15 protein-coding genes are annotated in these 17,905 nt (G+C 38.2%); 2 read left to right on the top strand and 13 right to left on the bottom strand.

Translation table 11 applies throughout. From position 1 onward, the window contains the following. Positions 1-128 precede the first annotated feature (128 nt). On the top strand, positions 129-1,853 hold the full coding sequence (locus BN1066_RS15550) for an Rqc2 family fibronectin-binding protein (RefSeq protein WP_077320359.1): 1,725 nt from the start codon (positions 129-131) through the stop codon (positions 1,851-1,853). Positions 1,854-2,226: 373 nt separating this feature from the next. Here the strand turns inward: BN1066_RS15550 and BN1066_RS15545 are convergent, their stop codons facing one another. Together BN1066_RS15545 and BN1066_RS15540 are read right to left on the bottom strand one after the other, a co-directional pair. Beyond that, positions 2,227-2,646, bottom strand: coding sequence for an organic hydroperoxide resistance protein (locus BN1066_RS15545; RefSeq protein ID WP_077320358.1), 420 nt, complete (start codon positions 2,644-2,646; stop codon positions 2,227-2,229). Positions 2,647-2,713: 67 nt separating this feature from the next. Then, positions 2,714-3,574, bottom strand: a complete 861-nt coding sequence (locus tag BN1066_RS15540; RefSeq protein ID WP_077320357.1) for a LysR family transcriptional regulator — start codon at positions 3,572-3,574, stop codon at positions 2,714-2,716. 458 nt (positions 3,575-4,032) lie between these two features. On the opposite strand from BN1066_RS15540, the gene BN1066_RS15535 reads away from it, so the two are divergent. Then, positions 4,033-4,707: a class I SAM-dependent methyltransferase gene (locus BN1066_RS15535; RefSeq protein WP_077320356.1), complete on the top strand. Its 675-nt coding sequence runs from the start codon at positions 4,033-4,035 to the stop codon at positions 4,705-4,707. A gap of 437 nt (positions 4,708-5,144) precedes the next feature. On the opposite strand, the gene pyrE is transcribed toward BN1066_RS15535, so the two are convergent. The 11 genes from pyrE to lspA form a co-directional block, all read right to left on the bottom strand. Continuing rightward, on the bottom strand, positions 5,145-5,759 hold the full coding sequence (gene pyrE / locus BN1066_RS15530) for an orotate phosphoribosyltransferase (protein ID WP_077320355.1): 615 nt from the start codon (positions 5,757-5,759) through the stop codon (positions 5,145-5,147). Continuing rightward, complete coding sequence (gene pyrF, locus BN1066_RS15525; protein ID WP_077320354.1) at positions 5,746-6,456, bottom strand: orotidine-5'-phosphate decarboxylase; 711 nt, start codon at positions 6,454-6,456, stop codon at positions 5,746-5,748. The genes pyrE and pyrF overlap by 14 nt, the downstream gene beginning before the upstream one ends. Continuing rightward, positions 6,453-7,364: a dihydroorotate dehydrogenase gene (locus tag BN1066_RS15520; RefSeq protein WP_077320353.1), complete on the bottom strand. Its 912-nt coding sequence runs from the start codon at positions 7,362-7,364 to the stop codon at positions 6,453-6,455. The genes pyrF and BN1066_RS15520 overlap by 4 nt, the downstream gene beginning before the upstream one ends. Beyond that, entirely contained in the window at positions 7,361-8,119 is a 759-nt protein-coding gene (locus BN1066_RS15515; protein ID WP_077320352.1) for a dihydroorotate dehydrogenase electron transfer subunit, read from the bottom strand. Before BN1066_RS15515 ends, BN1066_RS15520 begins: the two co-directional genes overlap by 4 nt. After that, on the bottom strand, positions 8,119-11,316 hold the full coding sequence (gene carB, locus BN1066_RS15510; RefSeq protein ID WP_077320351.1) for a carbamoyl-phosphate synthase large subunit: 3,198 nt from the start codon (positions 11,314-11,316) through the stop codon (positions 8,119-8,121). Before carB ends, BN1066_RS15515 begins: the two co-directional genes overlap by 1 nt. After that, entirely contained in the window at positions 11,309-12,403 is a 1,095-nt protein-coding gene (carA, locus tag BN1066_RS15505; RefSeq protein WP_077320350.1) for a glutamine-hydrolyzing carbamoyl-phosphate synthase small subunit, read from the bottom strand. Before carA ends, carB begins: the two co-directional genes overlap by 8 nt. Next, on the bottom strand, positions 12,400-13,680 hold the full coding sequence (locus BN1066_RS15500) for a dihydroorotase (protein ID WP_077320349.1): 1,281 nt from the start codon (positions 13,678-13,680) through the stop codon (positions 12,400-12,402). Before BN1066_RS15500 ends, carA begins: the two co-directional genes overlap by 4 nt. Continuing rightward, a complete protein-coding gene (locus BN1066_RS15495; protein ID WP_077320348.1) occupies positions 13,619-14,560 on the bottom strand; it encodes an aspartate carbamoyltransferase catalytic subunit in 942 nt (313 codons plus the stop codon). The genes BN1066_RS15500 and BN1066_RS15495 overlap by 62 nt, the downstream gene beginning before the upstream one ends. A 322-nt stretch (positions 14,561-14,882) precedes the next feature. Beyond that, a complete protein-coding gene (gene pyrR, locus BN1066_RS15490; RefSeq protein ID WP_077321514.1) occupies positions 14,883-15,428 on the bottom strand; it encodes a bifunctional pyr operon transcriptional regulator/uracil phosphoribosyltransferase PyrR in 546 nt (181 codons plus the stop codon). Positions 15,429-15,765: 337 nt separating this feature from the next. After that, on the bottom strand, positions 15,766-16,677 hold the full coding sequence (locus tag BN1066_RS15485; protein WP_077320347.1) for an RluA family pseudouridine synthase: 912 nt from the start codon (positions 16,675-16,677) through the stop codon (positions 15,766-15,768). Next, entirely contained in the window at positions 16,674-17,204 is a 531-nt protein-coding gene (lspA, locus tag BN1066_RS15480; protein ID WP_281250294.1) for a signal peptidase II, read from the bottom strand. The genes BN1066_RS15485 and lspA overlap by 4 nt, the downstream gene beginning before the upstream one ends. Positions 17,205-17,905 lie beyond the last annotated feature (701 nt).

Genomic DNA, 17,905 nt, shown 5'->3' with positions numbered 1-17,905 from the left:
ATTCCTCCAACTCTAGCACTCATAACTATTCGAAGAAGTTGTTTTTTCTTCTTTGTTGTTTTTTCTCCTTAACGATATGTATGCAGACTTGTCCATAAAAATGCTATAATTGCCAATGAGGTGATCGTATGCCATTTGACGGTATTGTAACGCGTGCAGTAACAGAAGAGCTAAAAGCAGAGCTTACTTTAGGAAAGATAACCAAAATTTATCAACCTACGGAGACAGAAATCGTCTTAACTATTCGTAATAAACGTAAAAATTTCGTTTTGTTACTTTCTATCCATCCAACCTATGCTCGAATGCATCTAACAAATGAACAGTTTGCGAATCCAAAAGAACCACCAATGTTCTGCATGGTTTTGCGAAAGTATTTATCTGGGGCGTTCATAGAACAAATCGATCAACTTGGAATGGAACGGATTGTACAATTTACTATTCAAGGAAGAAATGAAATTGGTGATCTGTCCACGAAGAAATTGATTATTGAATTGATGGGAAAACATAGTAATCTATTGCTTGTAGATATAGAGCAGGGGCATATTATCGATAGTTTAAAACATGTATCAAGCTGGCAAAATCGACATCGAACTATTCTTCCTGGTCAAGCCTACTTACTTCCTCCCAAACAGGAGAAATTGGATCCCTTGACAATAAATGCAGAGCAATTCGTTAATAAACTTGATTTTAATGCAGGCAAGCTCGACTCCCAAATCGTTAATTATTTAACAGGTTTTTCACCGGTTATTGCAAAAGAGATAGTTCACCGTGCTCATTTAGGTGATCGGAGTAAATATAAACAAGTTTTTTCCGATATTCAGATGCATTTACTTGAAAACGAATATACACCTGCGATTTACCAGCATCGAAAAGAAGATTTTCATGTCATTCCTTTAACTCATATTACTGGTGAAAATATCACTTTCTCTACAACTAATACCATGCTGGATCAATTTTATACAGGAAAAGCAGAACGGGATCGTGTCAAACAACAAGCAAAAGATTTGTATCGCTTTTTAAAAAATGAACGAGATAAAAATCGTCGAAAGTTAAAAAAGCACGAGCAAACAATTAAAAAAGCTAAAAATAAAGAAAAATACCAACGACTAGGTGAATTATTAACAGCACATTTACATCTTGTATCAGCTGGTGACCAAAAAGTAACGGTAACTGACTACTACGATCCGGAACAAAAGAAGATAACTATTGATTTAGATCCAACGAAAACACCAAGTGAAAATGCGCAACATTACTTTAAAACATACCAAAAATTAAAAACATCAGAGCATAAAGTAACAGCAGAAATCGAAAAGACAAAACGGGAAATTGATTACTTTGAACAACTACTTCAGCAAATAGATATAGCTAGCAGTAATGATGTTCAGGAAATTCGCGAGGAACTTCGTGAAGAAGGCTATTTAAAAAAGCGTACAATCGCAAAGAAAAATAAGCACATGGCTAAAAAGCCAGCGCCCGAGAAATATATAGCATCTGACGGAACTATTATATTAGTTGGTAAAAACAATAAACAGAATGAGTATTTAACGATGAAACTCGCTGCTCGTGATGATATTTGGTTGCATACAAAAGATATTCCCGGTTCACATGTCGTTATTCGCTCGAAGGAGCCAAGTGAAGAAACATTGCAGGAAGCAGCACAGTTAGCTGCGTATTTTAGTAAATCGCGACAATCTTCCTCCGTACCTGTTGACTATACAAAAATACGACATGTAAAAAAGCCAAACGGTGCTAAACCTGGATTTGTAACTTATGATAGTCAAAAAACACTCTTTGTTACTCCAAATAAGCAACTTGTTAAGCAATTAAAAACGCCCAAGGAAGATTCAGAATGAAATCTTCCTTGGGCGTTTCAGAAGTTGTTCAAAATGTCTGGTAAAAATGCCACATCGAAATTCATCGCACGTTAGAACGTATAAAATTTTAGCGTTGAATACCATTCAACGAAATGAAACATTTTAAGTTCTAAGTATACGTGCAACCAGACTATCGTCTGCACTTCGCTTGCTGTTAGCCAAGTTTTCTTTAAGGCTTGCTTCTTCGTTCCTTGGAAAGGAAAAACACTTTTCCGGCGTGGGATTGTGTTTCGAGGAAGCCATTCTAGTGCTCATGTATTTATATGTGCATACACTCCCGCTACTCGAAACAGCGCTCATAGAAATTCTTGGCTCTTTATCATCTTTCTATTTGAACACGCAATACAACAAATTAGATTGCTCGGGGCTTTAATTGAACATCGATATTTCCTCTTGTTGCTTTTGAATAAGGACAAACTTGATGTGCCTTTTTCGCTAGTTCCTCTGCTTCGCTCTGTTCAACACCTTTTATTTTAATCGTAAGTTCTACCGCAATTTTAAACCCATTATCCTCAGAGTCCTTAAGCAGACTAACTGCAGCTGTTGTTTCGGAATCAATTTTCTTTTTTTCTTTAGAGGCAACTAAATGAAGTGCACCATCATAGCAAGCTGAATAAGCTGCTGCAAATAATTGCTCTGGATTTGATCCTCTAGCTTGTTTATTATTTGCCGGATTAACAAGTGCTAAGTTAATTAAGCCATCATCTGATTGCACATGTCCATCTCGACCATTTTTGGCAGTTGCTGTCGATGTAAAAATAACATTTTCCATGCTTATCACTCCTTTTTACAAGCTACTAATATATACCCTTTCACTGATTTAGTTTAAACACCAAGACCTAAAAAGTTAAAAATGATACGAGTTCATCAATAAAATGGTTGACCTGAGGCAATGCGCGTACTCCCTCTTGAAAACAAACCCACGTATGCCTAGATACTGCTTTTCCATTTAATCGTAAAGGAATATTCGGATACTCCTCCTTCATCGAATCAGATACACTTTCAGGCAGTACTGCCATGCCAAGTCCTTGCTTCATTAGCTGCTTACAGGTTTCAATTTGATCAACCGTAATCGTTTTAACCGGCTTAATCTCATTCTGATGGACATATAGCCAATTATCTACTAACTCATGCATGCTGTCATCGGACTTGAAAGCAATTAATGGTCGTTCCTTTAATTTGTTTTTTGGGAATTCCTCTGTATCAAAAATATATAGAGGATCATCAAACAAACGAATACACGTACTTTCCTTCAACTTTTTACCACGAATAATGCACACATGATAGTCTTTATGATTCCGTTTAATATCCTCACTTATACCTGTTACTAAATCTATCGCCACCTTTGGATACTTGGCTGTAAACTTTCCCAGTAAGGCAGGAAGAAAACGCTGGGAAATTAATGAAGAGCACGCAATAGATAACGTTCCCTGAACCTCGTTATGCGAAAGAATTAATTTATTTTTTAATGCTTGCTCTCTTTCTATTACTTTTTGAGCATGGTCTAAAATAATTTCACCCTCTGGTGTTGGAATCAGTTTTTTTGGAGTACGTATGAATACATCATGACCAAAGTATTCCTCCATATATTTGAGCCGTTGTGTAACAGCAGGTTGTGATATTAATACCGTTTTAGCTGTACCTCTAATCGTTCCAATTTCTTGCAATTTCAGCAATAATTTATAGTCGTCTATCTTCATTTCTCTCCAACCTCATTTCCTCTATGATTCAGTATATTTATCCCACATCTGACCGGCAGTATGTCCTCCACCTGGAAGAGTAAGTGGAATCAAGAAGTCTAACAGCAAGTCAAATGTCCGATTGGTTCGGGCCAACAGGACTAGAGTGACTGCTTGAATAGACATCGCACGAAGAAAAAGCGTCCTTCTTTTTCAAGGATAAGGAAAGTTTCCTTGAAGCAGTACCGCACGAAGAAAAAGCGGTTTCCTTTTTCGAGGATGTCGCACTTTTAGCTTGAGATCCTTTGTATGGCGATGAAAGAACCCCCACTGATGGAAGTATCACTTTATCATCTCAAACATAAATATAATTTATCTAATAAGAAATTATTATCACTTTCTATTATATAACAGTATTTTACTTATTGCATTACGATGATATGCTTAAATGAAGAGGAAAAGTTAGGAGGGGTAAACCAATGGATGAAAAAGAAAAAGTTAGACTGGTATTTGCTAAAAATAAGCAGGCTTATATCTCAAGCAGTACGCACAGAAAGAAGAGCGATCTAAAATTAATCGAAGCTTGGCTGCAACCAACAACAACGATGAGGTTATTAGATATAGCAACTGGAGGGGGACATGTTGCTAAACATCTTTCTTCATCTGTCGCTAAGGTATATGCAACAGACCTAACAAAAGAAATGCTAGAAAACACAAAAAAGCACTTACAATCTTTCAAAAATATTGAATATCTAATAGCAGACGCTGAGCAATTGCCCTTTTTAGACCACAGCTTCGAACTAATCACATGCCGAATTGCTGCACATCATTTTCCCCACCCCGAGTTATTTATTCAAGAGGTTAAGCGTGTGCTTAAACCAAAGGGGAAGTTTCTATTAATTGACAATATTGCTCCAACTAGTCAAATCCACCGTCACTTTTTACATCAATTAGAAAAGAGGCGTGATGAAAGCCATGTAAACTATCTAACTATGTCAGAATGGAAATCACTGTTTCAGAGAAATGGCTTATCGATTTTAAAAGATAAATTTCAGAAAAAAACATTATATGTAAAAGAATGGAGTAACCGAACTTTGGATACGATCGAAGAAAAGCAACAGGTTGCCTCTTTTTTACTACATAAGAAAATATAATTTTTTTCATTGTGGATTACTTTTTTAAAAGAATAGCTTCGTCCAGCTTAAGCGCTCAGCGGCTAGCAAACTTCGATCTTCTTCCTACGATAAGTCAACTATTGGCTCAAATCTAAAGGAACTAAAAGCTAGCTTGCCGCTCAGGTGTCGGCATAACCTTGTTTTAGAGGTATGTTTCCTTTATCTCGTCAGAAGGGTCTCCAGTTTGTACGCCGCTAAACGAGCGCTTATAGCCTTTGTTACTACGCGCCAATAAAGAAATAACTTCCTATTTTCAAATTAAAACAAAAAATAAGAAACCTGAATGCTTCTCTATCGATGAATGGTTTGTACTGCTTGAGCATGTATAGAAAGAACAGCTAGCTATAGCAATTTAGGGCCTCCTCTCTTATTATCTTCTATATGGACAGTAAAAGATTTGGCCCCTTCTATTTATTTTACAAGCTGTCTCTCCACTCGAACAGTCTCTGTTTATCCGTTTCATCAATAGTTTCATCTGCTTTTAGTACATCCATTAATGCATCGAACCCGGTAATTGTGTGGTAAGTGAATCCTGCTTGATGAAAATTAGCAGTAGCTTTTGGCAGTCCATATGTAAAAATAGCTAATACACTTAATACTTCAGCACCAGCTAACTGCAAAGCTTTAGCTGCTTCAATAGATGATCCGCCGGTAGAAATTAAATCTTCTATAACGAGCACGTTTTGTCCTTTCTCTATACGTCCTTCTATTTGGTTTCCCTTTCCATGTGCTTTCGGTTTAGAACGAACATATACCATTGGTAGATGGAGCGAATCGGCTAACCATGCTGCATGTGGAATACCAGCTGTTGCACAACCTGCTATTAGATCCGGTTTATATTGTAACTCTTCTATTAAATGGATAAACGCTTGCGTTATTTCTTTACGAATCGGCGGATAAGACATTGTCAAACGATTATCGCAATAAATAGGTGATTGAATACCTGAAGTCCATGTGAAGAAGCCTTCTGTCTTAATTTGTACTGCTTTTATTTTTAGTAATTCGCGGATGAGTTCTTCATGCTTTGCCATCTTCCCACTCTCCTTTTATTTGTTCATATGCTTGTCTCGGATGCGTAGCTTGCGTGATCGTTCGACCAACAACGATGCTATCAACACCATGATTTTTCGCAGTGGTTGGAGTTGCAATTCGCTTTTGGTCATTATCTTGTGAATTAGTTAGACGGATGCCCGGAGTAACAGTTAGAAATGATGAACCACATGCTTTTTTCACAAGGTTTGCTTCATGAACAGAGCATACGACCCCATCTGCTCCATTTTGCTTGGACAACTTGGCAAAATGGATGACATTATCGGGCAAATCACCTGTTAGCTTAACTTCACGTTTCATTGTTTTTTGGTCCATAGAAGTAAGAATCGTTACTGCTAACAATTTCGTGCTTCCGCTCGGGTTACCAAGTAACAAACCTTCTTTAGCTGCCTGGATCATGTCTCCGCCCCCAAGTGCATGAACGTTGACCAAATCTACTTCTAATTGAGCAAGACTTCGCATTGCTCGCTTTACTGTAGTTGGAATATCATGCAGTTTTAAATCCAGAAAAATGGAGTGGTTATTTTTCTGTAATTTTTCAATTAACGCTGGTCCCTCACGATAAAAGAGCTCCATCCCTACTTTTACCGGGATACCAGCTAATTCATTTTCAGTTAAAAATGCATTTGCTTTAAACCAATCCGGAAAATCAAGAGCTAAATAAATTGCTGGATTCATTCGCAAATCGCACCTCCAATTGCCGCTTTCACCGATGAGAAACCATACTTATTGAGCGTATCCGGTAATTGTTCAATAATTTCCATACAAATGTACGGATTTTGAAAGTTAGCAGTGCCTACAGCTACAGCACTTGCTCCTGCCAATAAAAATTCAAGTACATCTTCTGCATTCATAACGCCGCCCATTCCGATAATGGGTATCGTCACTTGTTGTTTTACTTCATAAATCATCCGAATGGCTACCGGCTTAATGGCTGGTCCGGATAAGCCACCTGTATAATTAGCTAGCAATGGGCATCTCGTCGGTAGATGGATTTGCATACCTGTAATGGTATTGATCATCGATAACCCATCCGCTCCTGCTTGCTCTACCGCTTTTGCCATCGCTACGATATCTGTTACATTTGGTGACAGTTTGACATATACCGGCAACTGACTTACCTCTTTTACCATCTCCGTTACTTTTTGTGCCATATAAGGATCTGTTCCAAATTGAATGCCGCCTTGCTTTACATTCGGGCAAGAAATATTTAATTCCAATGCCGCTACTTGATCTGATTCATTAAATGCTTTGGCAACTTCTTTATATTCTTCCAGCGTGCTTCCAGCGACATTAGCAATAATTGGTACCGAATAACTGGCAAGAAACGGGACTTCTGTCTCAATAATTTTCGCAACCCCCGGATTTTGTAAACCAATTGCATTTAACATACCCGCCTTTGTCTCGGCCACTCGGGGTGTTGGATTACCATATCGCGGTTCTAATGTTGCAGCTTTCATTATTACAGCACCCAATTTATTGAGATCATAAAATTGACTATATTCTCTACCAAAGCCAAAGCAGCCAGAAGCAGGCATAATTGGATTTTTTAATGATAATCCAGGAATTTCAACAGCTAAATTCATTGCAGCTGCACCTCCTTCGCTGAAAAAACCGGACCATCTTGACAAATCTTTTTGTAACCACCTTGATGATCTGTAGGAATAACGCATGCAAAGCAGGCACCTACTCCACATCCCATGCGTTCCTCTAAAGAAATATACCCCTCTACGTTTACCAATCGCCGTTTCACTGCGGATAACATAGGCACTGGGCCGCAAGTATAATAACGATGAATAGGTTTAGTGAAATTGTCCAAAACATCTGTTACCAAACCTGTTTTTCCATATGATCCATCGTTTGTAACAATGATTGTTTGCGCAAGCTGCTGAAATTTTTCTTCATAAAACACGTGTACTTTTGATTGAAACCCCAATACAGCGAAAAGGTTGACCTCTTGTTCATGTAATTTTCTCGCTAAATAGTAGAGCGGGGGGACGCCGATTCCCCCACCGACTAATACAACCGTTGAATCACATTTCATATCTAGTGGAAACCCATTACCATTTGGTCCTAGAGCGTCTATCGCTTCCCCAACTTGACGGGTTGCTAACTGTCTCGTCCCTGCTCCCAGTATTTTAAATACAATAGTCACCGATTCGTTTTCCTTGTCCACATCGGTAATCGAAATCGGGCGTCTTAACATATGACTCGGTACAAGTAAATGTAAAAACTGTCCAGGAACTGCGTGCTTACTAATATATTTATTTGCCAACACCATCTCTACCGTATCCAAAGCAATTTCCCTTTTTTCCGTTATCTGCATAAGCTGTTTTTGCATTAGATCACAACCTCTTTATGTTTTATTGGTCTTGCTTGAAACGTCATGGAATCAATCATATGCAATATGGCATTAGCAGTATCAAGATTCGTTAAACAAGCAATTCCATGCTCTACTGACTCTCTGCGAATACGAAAACCATCGGAACGTGGTCTTTTTCCAGATGTTAACGTATTAATGACGTATTGTACTTCACCATTTTCAATTACAGAAAGCACATTAGGTTCTGTTGCTCCAATTTTTTTCACTTCCATAACTGGAATAGTGGCTTGACTAATATAATCGGCAGTGCCTTCCGTGGCATATAGCTGAAAGCCTAATTGATGAAATCGTAAGGCAATATCCAGTATTTCCCCTTTATCCTTATCAGCTACCGTTAGTAGCACTGACCCCTGCTGTGGCAGTTTTAATCCTGAAGCAATTAATCCTTTGTATAACGCCTTTTCTAATGTCTTGTCATAACCGATCGCTTCACCGGTTGATTTCATTTCAGGGCCTAAAATGGTGTCTACACGGCGGAGTTTTTCAAAAGAAAACACCGGCACTTTAACCGATACTTGATCTTCTTCTGGTAAAATGCCTGTTTGATACCCCATTGGTGCGAGCTTCTCACCTAAAATACATTTTGTCGCTAAATTTGCCATGGTTACTCCGGTAATTTTACTTAAAAAAGGTATTGTCCGGCTTGCCCGAGGATTAACCTCTAAGACGTAGACTTGTTCCTCACTGACAATAAATTGAATATTGATTAGTCCTTTAACTTTTAATCCTTGAGAAAGACGGATTGCTGCTTGTAGGCATTGTTCTTTCACCTGTTTGCTTATTCGTTGTGGCGGGTAGACAGCAATCGAATCTCCCGAATGAACTCCGGCTCGCTCAATATGCTCCATGATTCCAGGAATAACGACGGTTTCTCCATCACTTATTGCATCGATCTCTACTTCCATACCCGTAATATATTTATCAATAAGAATCGGATGTGTATCGTTTACATGTTCCGTTTTTGCGAGATATGCCATTAGTTCCATTTCATTGTAAACTATTTCCATTCTAGATCCACCAATAACATAGGATGGACGTACTAGCACCGGATACCCGATTGCTTCAGCAACTTCTTTAGCATTATCCATCTGCATTACCGTTTTTCCTTGTGGCCGTAGCAGCTGTAAATCATCAACCAGCAGTTCAAATTTGTCTCGGTTCTCTGCCTGATCAATCGCTTCTAGGCTAGTACCAAGTATGGTTACCCCACGACGCTCTAAACCTGCAGCCAGATTAATTGCCGTTTGTCCGCCAAATTGAACGATGACCCCTTCTGGCTGTTCCAAATGAATGACATGCATGACATCTTCTAATGTGAGTGGCTCAAAATACAACTTATCTGAAATGCTAAAATCAGTAGAAACCGTCTCAGGATTATTATTTATAATCATTGCTTCATAACCCATTTCCTTAATTGCGAGCACAGAATGAACCGTTGCATAATCAAATTCGATTCCTTGACCGATGCGAATGGGACCTGATCCTAAAATGAGCACTTTCCTTCGTTCTGACCGTACCGATTCATTTTCTTCTTCATATGTGCTATAAAAATATGGCGTTTCAGAAGCAAATTCTGCTGCACATGTATCTACCATTTTATAGACAGGTACGATCTGGTGCTCTTGCCTTAGGTAATAAATTGCATCTTCGTTTTTTTTCCATAATCTTGCAATATGTTTATCCGAAAACCCTCGCAATTTTGCTTCTTTCAGTAAAGCAAGTGAATCTACGTTTTTTTCCAGCAATGTCTCGAATTCAATCCGTTTATTTATTTTATATAAGAAAAATCGATCTATTTTGGTTAGTTGGAAAATTTCTTCTATGGTTATCCCACGACGTAACCCTTCAGCAACCACAAAGATTCGTTCATCATCTGCTTTTTTCATGCGTTCTTTAAGTATCCCTTCATCAACATCGGCTAGATTTTCTAGCCATAAATCGTCCGTTCCTATATCCAGTGAGCGAATCCCTTTCAGTAATGATTCTTCAAAATTACGGCCGATTGCCATCACTTCACCAGTTGCCTTCATTTGTGTACCAAGGTGACGGTCACCTGAAGTAAACTTATCAAATGGAAAACGTGGTATTTTTGTAACAACATAATCAAGTGCCGGCTCAAAACATGCATATGACTTTCCTGTAATTGGATTCATTATTTCATCAAGCGTTAAGCCTACTGCAATTTTGGCAGCCATTTTAGCTATGGGATAGCCAGTTGCCTTTGAGGCAAGAGCTGATGATCTGCTTACACGAGGATTTACCTCAATGATATAATACTGAAAGCTATCGGGATCAAGAGCTAACTGAACATTGCATCCACCTTCAATTTTTAATGCCCGGATAATTTTCAACGATGCATTGCGTAACAACTGATACTCCCGATCACTTAATGTTTGGGAAGGAGCAACTACGATAGAATCACCAGTATGTATTCCAACTGGATCGATATTTTCCATATTACAAACGACAAGCGCCTGATCGTTTTTGTCTCGCATTACTTCATATTCAATCTCTTTAAAACCAGCAATATTTTTTTCGATTAAACATTGATGGACGGGAGAAAGTATTAAACCATTCCGAGCAGTCGCGATTAACTCTTCTTCCGTATTACACATCCCACCTCCTGTTCCACCAAGGGTGTAAGCTGGTCGAACAATGACTGGATAACCGATTTCATCAGCAAATGAACAAGCTTCTTCCACCGTATGAACAATTTGACTTGCAGGAACAGGTTCGTTTAATTCATTCATCAAGTCCCTGAACTTTTCACGATCTTCTGCTTGTTGAATAGCTTCCAATGTCGTTCCTAACAATGTAACATTGTATTCCTCAAGTATCCCGGTCTCGTCTAACGCAACGGCTAAATTAAGTCCGGTTTGTCCGCCAAGTGTAGGTAAAATCGCATCTGGCTTGTCGATACGGATAATTTTTGTTAAAAATTCCAATGTCAATGGTTCCATATATACTTTATCAGCTACGGTATGATCAGTCATGATCGTTGCGGGATTCGAATTTGCCAATAATACAGTATAATCTTCTTCTTTCAATGCTTGACAAGCTTGGGTTCCGGAGTAGTCAAACTCTGCAGCTTGACCAATAACAATCGGACCTGAACCAATGACAAGGATTTTAGAAATTGCTTCGTTTTTAGGCATAAACTTCTCCCCCTTTATTTATAGCCTGGATAAGTTCTAAAAATGTATCAAACAAATAGCTGGTATCTTCAGGTCCGGGCGAACTTTCCGGATGATACTGCACAGAAAAAGCTGGATAAACCGTATGTCTCATTCCTTCCACCGTTCCATCATTCAGTGCAATATGCGTAAGCTCCAGCTCAGTTGTTGTTAACGATTGTTTTGTAATCGCATAACTATGGTTTTGTGACGTGATATACGTTTTATCCGTTTTTATGTCTTTTACTGGATGATTCGATCCACGATGACCAAACTTTAGCTTTTCTGTATCGGCACCGCAAGCTAATCCTAAAAGTTGATGACCAAGGCAAATTCCAAAAATGGGGATTTTACCAAGAACTTGCTTGACCATTTCAATCGTTTCGGGAACATGTTTCGGATTTCCCGGTCCATTCGTTAACAATAACCCATCTGCCTTTAAACGTAAAATCTGATTTGCATTATAATTATATGGTACGACGGTAATATGGCAATTTCGTTTAGTTAACTCCCGCAAGATACCGTGCTTCATACCACAGTCAACAACGACGACTCGTTTTCCTCTCCCTGGAACAACATATGGCTCCAGTGTAGAAGTTTTCTTTACTTGATCAATGGGAAATTCTGTCACTTGTAACTGTTTAACTATTTTTTCCGTATCTTCGGATAGATCTGTAATTTTCGCTTTCATTGTTCCATAGTTACGGATAATTTTCGTTAATTTTCTCGTGTCAATTCCAAAAATTCCAGGGATATCATTTGCTTTTAAATAACTATGTAATGTTTCTTCACTACGAAAGTTAGACGGATAATCGGTGACTTCCTTGGCGACAAATCCATGAATAAATGGGGTTACTGTTTCCTTATCATCCCGATTTATCCCATAATTTCCACAAAGCGGATATGTCATCATGACAATTTGTCCGCAATAAGAAGGATCCGTAATAATTTCCTGATAGCCTGTCATTCCTGTGTTAAACACAATTTCTCCAGTTGTTTTTCGTTCACTTCCAAAACCTTCACCAATAAATACGGTACCATCTTCTAAAACCAATTGACGGTTGTTCATCTTAGCTCCTCCCTATATGCTATCTTGCCTGCTGCGATCGTTAATACCGGAATTCCTTGTACCTTCCATCCATCAAACGGCGTATTTTTCCCTTTTGAGTATAGGTCGTGTTTATCGATTTTTTTCGTTTTTTCTAAATCAATAACGGTTAGATCTGCACTACAGCCTTCTTTTAGACGACCATAAGGTAAATTAAAAACACTTGCTGGCTTTATAGTTAACCAATTAATTAATTGCCGTAGACTTACTTTTTTAGTTAAGACAAGCTTCGTATAAAGTAGGGAAAAGGCATGCTCTAAACCAACAATTCCAAAAGGGGATTGTAACATACCTTGCTGTTTTTCTTCTACCGCATGTGGCGCATGATCGGTTGCAATAAAATCGATCGTCCCATCTAATAATCCATCTAATAAAGCCACTTGATCTTCTTTTGCTCGTAATGGCGGGTTCATTTTATAGTTTGTGTCGTCTGTCGCAATAGCTTCCTCATTTAACAATAAGTGATGTGGGGTGACCTCTGCAGTAACATGAATTCCAGCTTTTTTCGCATTGCGGATTACCCGAACGGATTCTTTGGTACTAACATGACAGACATGATAGTGACAGCCCGTTGCCTCAGCTAGTAAAACATCTCTAGCAATTTGTACCGATTCACTCACCGAAGGAATGCCTGGTAGCTTCAGTCGCTTACTAACTTCTCCATCGTGAATCACTCCCCCATAGACAAGGGAATTATCTTCACAATGAGCAACAATCGCTTTATGATTTGCTTTAGCCAGTTTCATAGCTTCAAACATCATATGTGCTGATTGAATACCAACACCATCATCTGTGAATGCGAATACACCTTGATTCGCTAATGCACTTATATCTGTTAATTGATCACCACATAACTGCTTCGTAATCGAAGCATATGGTAAAACGCGGATATCCGCATCCTGCTTAATCTTTTCCTGTAATGCTTGAATTTTAGCGACATTATCAGGTACTGGATTTGTATTTGGCATTGTACAAACAGTAGTATATCCTCCTCGTGCTGCTGCTTTTGTACCGGTTTTAATCGTTTCCTTATGTTCACCACCAGGTTCTCGTAAATGGACATGAACATCGATAAATCCGGGTACTGCTAACTTCCCACTTCCATGAATTATTTCATCAGCCGCTTCATTAATTTCTCCATCCATTCTTTTAAACTTTCCATCTTCTATAAGAATGTCACGAACAACTAACTCCCCTGTAGTTAATAGGCTGTTGACGTTTTTCAACAATCGCTTCATCAATAATCCCCCACTCTTGTAATAATTTCACAATAATTGCCATACGAACATAAACCCCATTGTTCATTTGCTTAAAAATTCTTGAACGTTCACATTCTACTAAATCCGAATCAATTTCCACATTGCGATTAACTGGTGCTGGATGTAGTACGATTGCATGAGGCTTCATTGCTTTTTCTCGTCTTTTTGTTAATCCGAATTGCTGTAAATACGATTCCTGTATATATGCTGTTTCATGTCTTTCATGCTGAATACGGAGAAGCATGAGAACATCACTAATTTGTACTGCTTGATCTATGGAAATGTAGGGAAAATCAAGTGATTTATCCTGCCAGTCATTCGCTGCAGTTAGATAAACATTAGCCCCTAGTTTTTGTAATGTATATGCGTTTGATTTAGCTACACGACTATGCGAAATATCTCCGGCAATCACAATATTAAGACCTTTAAATTGTTGATACTCTTGATAGATCGTTAATATATCAAGTAAACACTGTGTTGGGTGTTCTTTTTTGCCAGCACCCGCATTAATAATTGGAAGCGAAAAATGATTTCCTATTTCTTCTATCCAGTGGTCGTCGCGATGGCGAATTACTAATAAGTTAGCTCCAATTGCTTCAAATGTTTTGGCTGTGTCGTACAATGACTCTCCTTTTTGTGTACTGGAATGTTCGACATTAAAATCCAATACATCCATCCCCAGTCTGCGTTCAGCTACAGAAAAGCTCATTTTTGTGCGTGTGCTTGGTTCAAAGAATAAATTAGCTGCAAAGAGCTGTTTTTTTAAAGTCAGCTGCTCCTTACGATAATGCTCTGCCGTCTGTAATAAATGAATAATTTCTTCTTCATTCCATTCGTTAAGAGAAATAAAGTGTCGCATAGCTTGCCCTCCTTATACCTTTTCTATCAAGTGAAACTTCATTCCATGTTGATTTTCCTTTATCCCTCTTGAAGCAGCGTTTACAGCCGCTTAGATCGGGATGAAAAACAACTTAGCTAGCACCACCCTTTGCCTTATAACGATTCGCTACTTTTCAAAAAGGATAGCCACCATGTAAAGCAGATATGATTTCTGACAAGTAAAAAACCTCTTTGCAAAAGGTCGCAAAGAGGTAAACGTGGGCTAAGCACACGTATATCTTTTCAACCTTTCAGATCTCTCGTACCTGATTAAAGGTTTATTCATATTTCATTTCAACCGCCTATTTTTCAAAAATGCTTACCGTATCTTCGGTATTATCAACTTCTTTTAGTTTTACCATAATAATTTCTTTTTCAGATGTTGGAATATTTTTTCCTACGTAATCTGCACGAATTGGCAATTCGCGATGCCCTCTATCTACAAGCACTGCTAATTGAATCTGTGCAGGTCTGCCAAGATCCATAACTGCATCCATCGCAGCACGAACCGTTCGTCCTGTATATAGAACATCATCTAGCAATACTACTTTTTTTCCATTTATATCTGTTGGAATATTTGCCGCCTTTAGATCCGGCTCTTCATTTTCTGTCACTTTGTCTAAATCATCACGATATAAGGTAATATCTAACTCACCTACGGGAACATCAATATTTTCAATTTTGTTTATTTTCTCTTGTAGTCGCTTTGTTATCGGTACACCCCGTGTTTTTATGCCAACAAGAACTAAATCGTCGCCGCCTTTGTTCTTCTCCAGTATTTCATGAGCAATTCTTGTTAACGCGCGATTAATTGCTGCTCTATCTAAGAGATCTGCTTTTTTCTTCATTTGCTCCACCGTCCTATCCTTCTAATTAAGTCAACTTTTATAAATCAAATAGCGATAAATATTGCTCCTATTCCAATATAAAAACGGATATAGCTTCCCTAGATATGTTAGAAAAACTTGGCTTATCGCCAACTCCTTAGCGAAAGCCGTAGTTTTTCTTATACTATAAACCCTAAAATTTTATACTTTCCTATAGTGCAAAAAATCCTTTTTTCCATGAGGAAAAAAGGATTAGATTTTACCATATCATTCCGCAACCTTTTTAGCCTCGCTGGACTATTATTAAAGGAACATATTGTATTTATCTGTTTTATTATGACAAATCCTTGATCGTTTGTCAATACATTTTACGAATGTAAGCAATGATTTCTTGAAAATATTTTGGTAAATCTACGACAAAATGTAACTTTTCCTCTGTAGTCGGATGATAAAAGCTTAGTTCTTTAGCATGCAATACTTGCCCGTTTGCGTTCAATGTTTTTCTCGGCCCATACTTAGGATCTCCTACAATCGGATAGCCGATGTATTTCATATGAACACGAATTTGGTGAGTTCTTCCTGTTTCCAGCTGGCATTCAATATGCGTGAAATCCGGATAGCTTTCGATCACACGAAAATGAGTAACTGCTCGTTTTCCATTTTGTACTACAGCCATTTTTTGTCTCTCTTTTGGATCTCTGCCAATTGGTGCATCAATTATCCCATTTTCATGCGGGATTTGCCCATGTACAACCGCTTGGTACGTTCGTTTCATTGTTTTATTAGACAATTGGTCAGCTAAATGAATATGTGCTTCATCATGTTTGGCAACAACTAATAAACCACTCGTGTCTTTATCAATTCGGTGCACAATTCCCGGTCGCTCTTTTCCATTGATTTGCGATAATTTTTGACAATGAAAAAGCAGTGCATTTACTAATGTACCTTGCTGATGACCAACAGATGGATGAACGACCATTCCCTTTGGTTTATTAACAACTAGGATATCATTGTCTTCGTAGACGATATCCAAATCAATTGCTTGGGGAATTAATTCTAATGGCTCAATTTTGGGGATCTTCCATTGGATCACATCCCCTTGTTGACATTTATAATTTGCTTTCACTAGGTCATCATTCACAGTAACAAGTTTGTCCGCTATCCACGCTTGTACTTTTGAACGGGATGCTTCTTTATTCAAATCAGCTAACAGTTTATCGATTCGGCTTTGATGCTGTTCTTCTGATACGATATGTTTATTTACTGTCATGATTGTACTTTTCCCTTCTTTCGTTCATCGATAAACATGGCAATAATAAGAAGAAACACTCCGACAACTAAACCGGAATCAGCTATATTAAAAATTGGAAAATCATAGCCAATAATAATGAAGTCAAAAAAATCTACAACTTCTTTCCGAAACAGCCGGTCAATAAAGTTACCAATAGCTCCTCCTAATACCAAGCTTAAAGCTAGTGCTAAAAGCTTACTTTCTTTTGCATAGGTTTGCATATAGTAAACAACGCCAATAATAACGATCACGGTGACAATATAAAAAAACATCATTTGCCCTTGCAATATGCCCCATGCTGCTCCTGTATTTCGGTGGGACGTTATGTAAAAAAATCCATCAATGATCGTACGTTGTTCCCCGAGCTCCATTGTTTTCACAATCACCCATTTTGTGGCTTGGTCTACTACGATAATAAGTAGTGCGATGACATAATACCAATACATTACTTTTCCTCCGAACTTTTGTGATCTGTCTTTTTTATGGTAACCGTTACGAGTAAAAATAGCAATTAATTTTCACATAAACTAAGATCCAACTCAGAAGGTATTCGTATTTTATTCTTTATGCATGGATAATAATTAAGAAAAAACACGTAACTAAAAACAAACCAGTGAAAACAAAAGCAAGAAGCGTTCGATTAGCGATGTACAAATTAGTGAGCTTCGAGATAGAGTAAAAAGACATTCTTTTCTCCTTGAAAAACCTCGATGTGTCACTGTCCTTGAAAAAGACGGACACTTTTTCTGCGTGCGGTGTATTGCTGCCAAAGCCTTTCTTGTCCTGTCCACCGAACGAATCGGTAAATTAAAACCGTTTCTCTCAAAAGTTCGCAAAAAATAAGCAAATTTTTCAAAGGCGGGAAGTACGGCGCCTTACATCCGGGATAAAGTGAAACTTCATTTCTTGGAATGCTTTTCCCAAGAAATGTTAGATGAACGAATCGGGGATTTAGGAGCCGTTTCTCTCATCTTGTTTGCAACATTATTAACACATTTTTGAATTGAGAAAAATACGGAGCCTTACATCCGGGAAAAGAAAACATACCTCTAAAACAGGGGTATGGCGACGCCTGATCGACAAGCCCGTTTTTGGTCGCCTTCCTTTAGATTTAAGCAGATGTTGACTTATCTAAAGGAGATCGAAGTTGGCTAGTCGCTCGAGCGCTTAAGCTAGACAAAGCCTTTTTCAAAAATGTTATCCACCA

The sequence above is a fragment of the Virgibacillus proomii genome (genome assembly GCF_900162615.1).
In the GTDB taxonomy this organism is placed as follows: Bacteria; Bacillota; Bacilli; order Bacillales; family Amphibacillaceae; genus Virgibacillus; species Virgibacillus proomii.
This window is presented reverse-complemented; position numbering and strand designations above follow the sequence as displayed.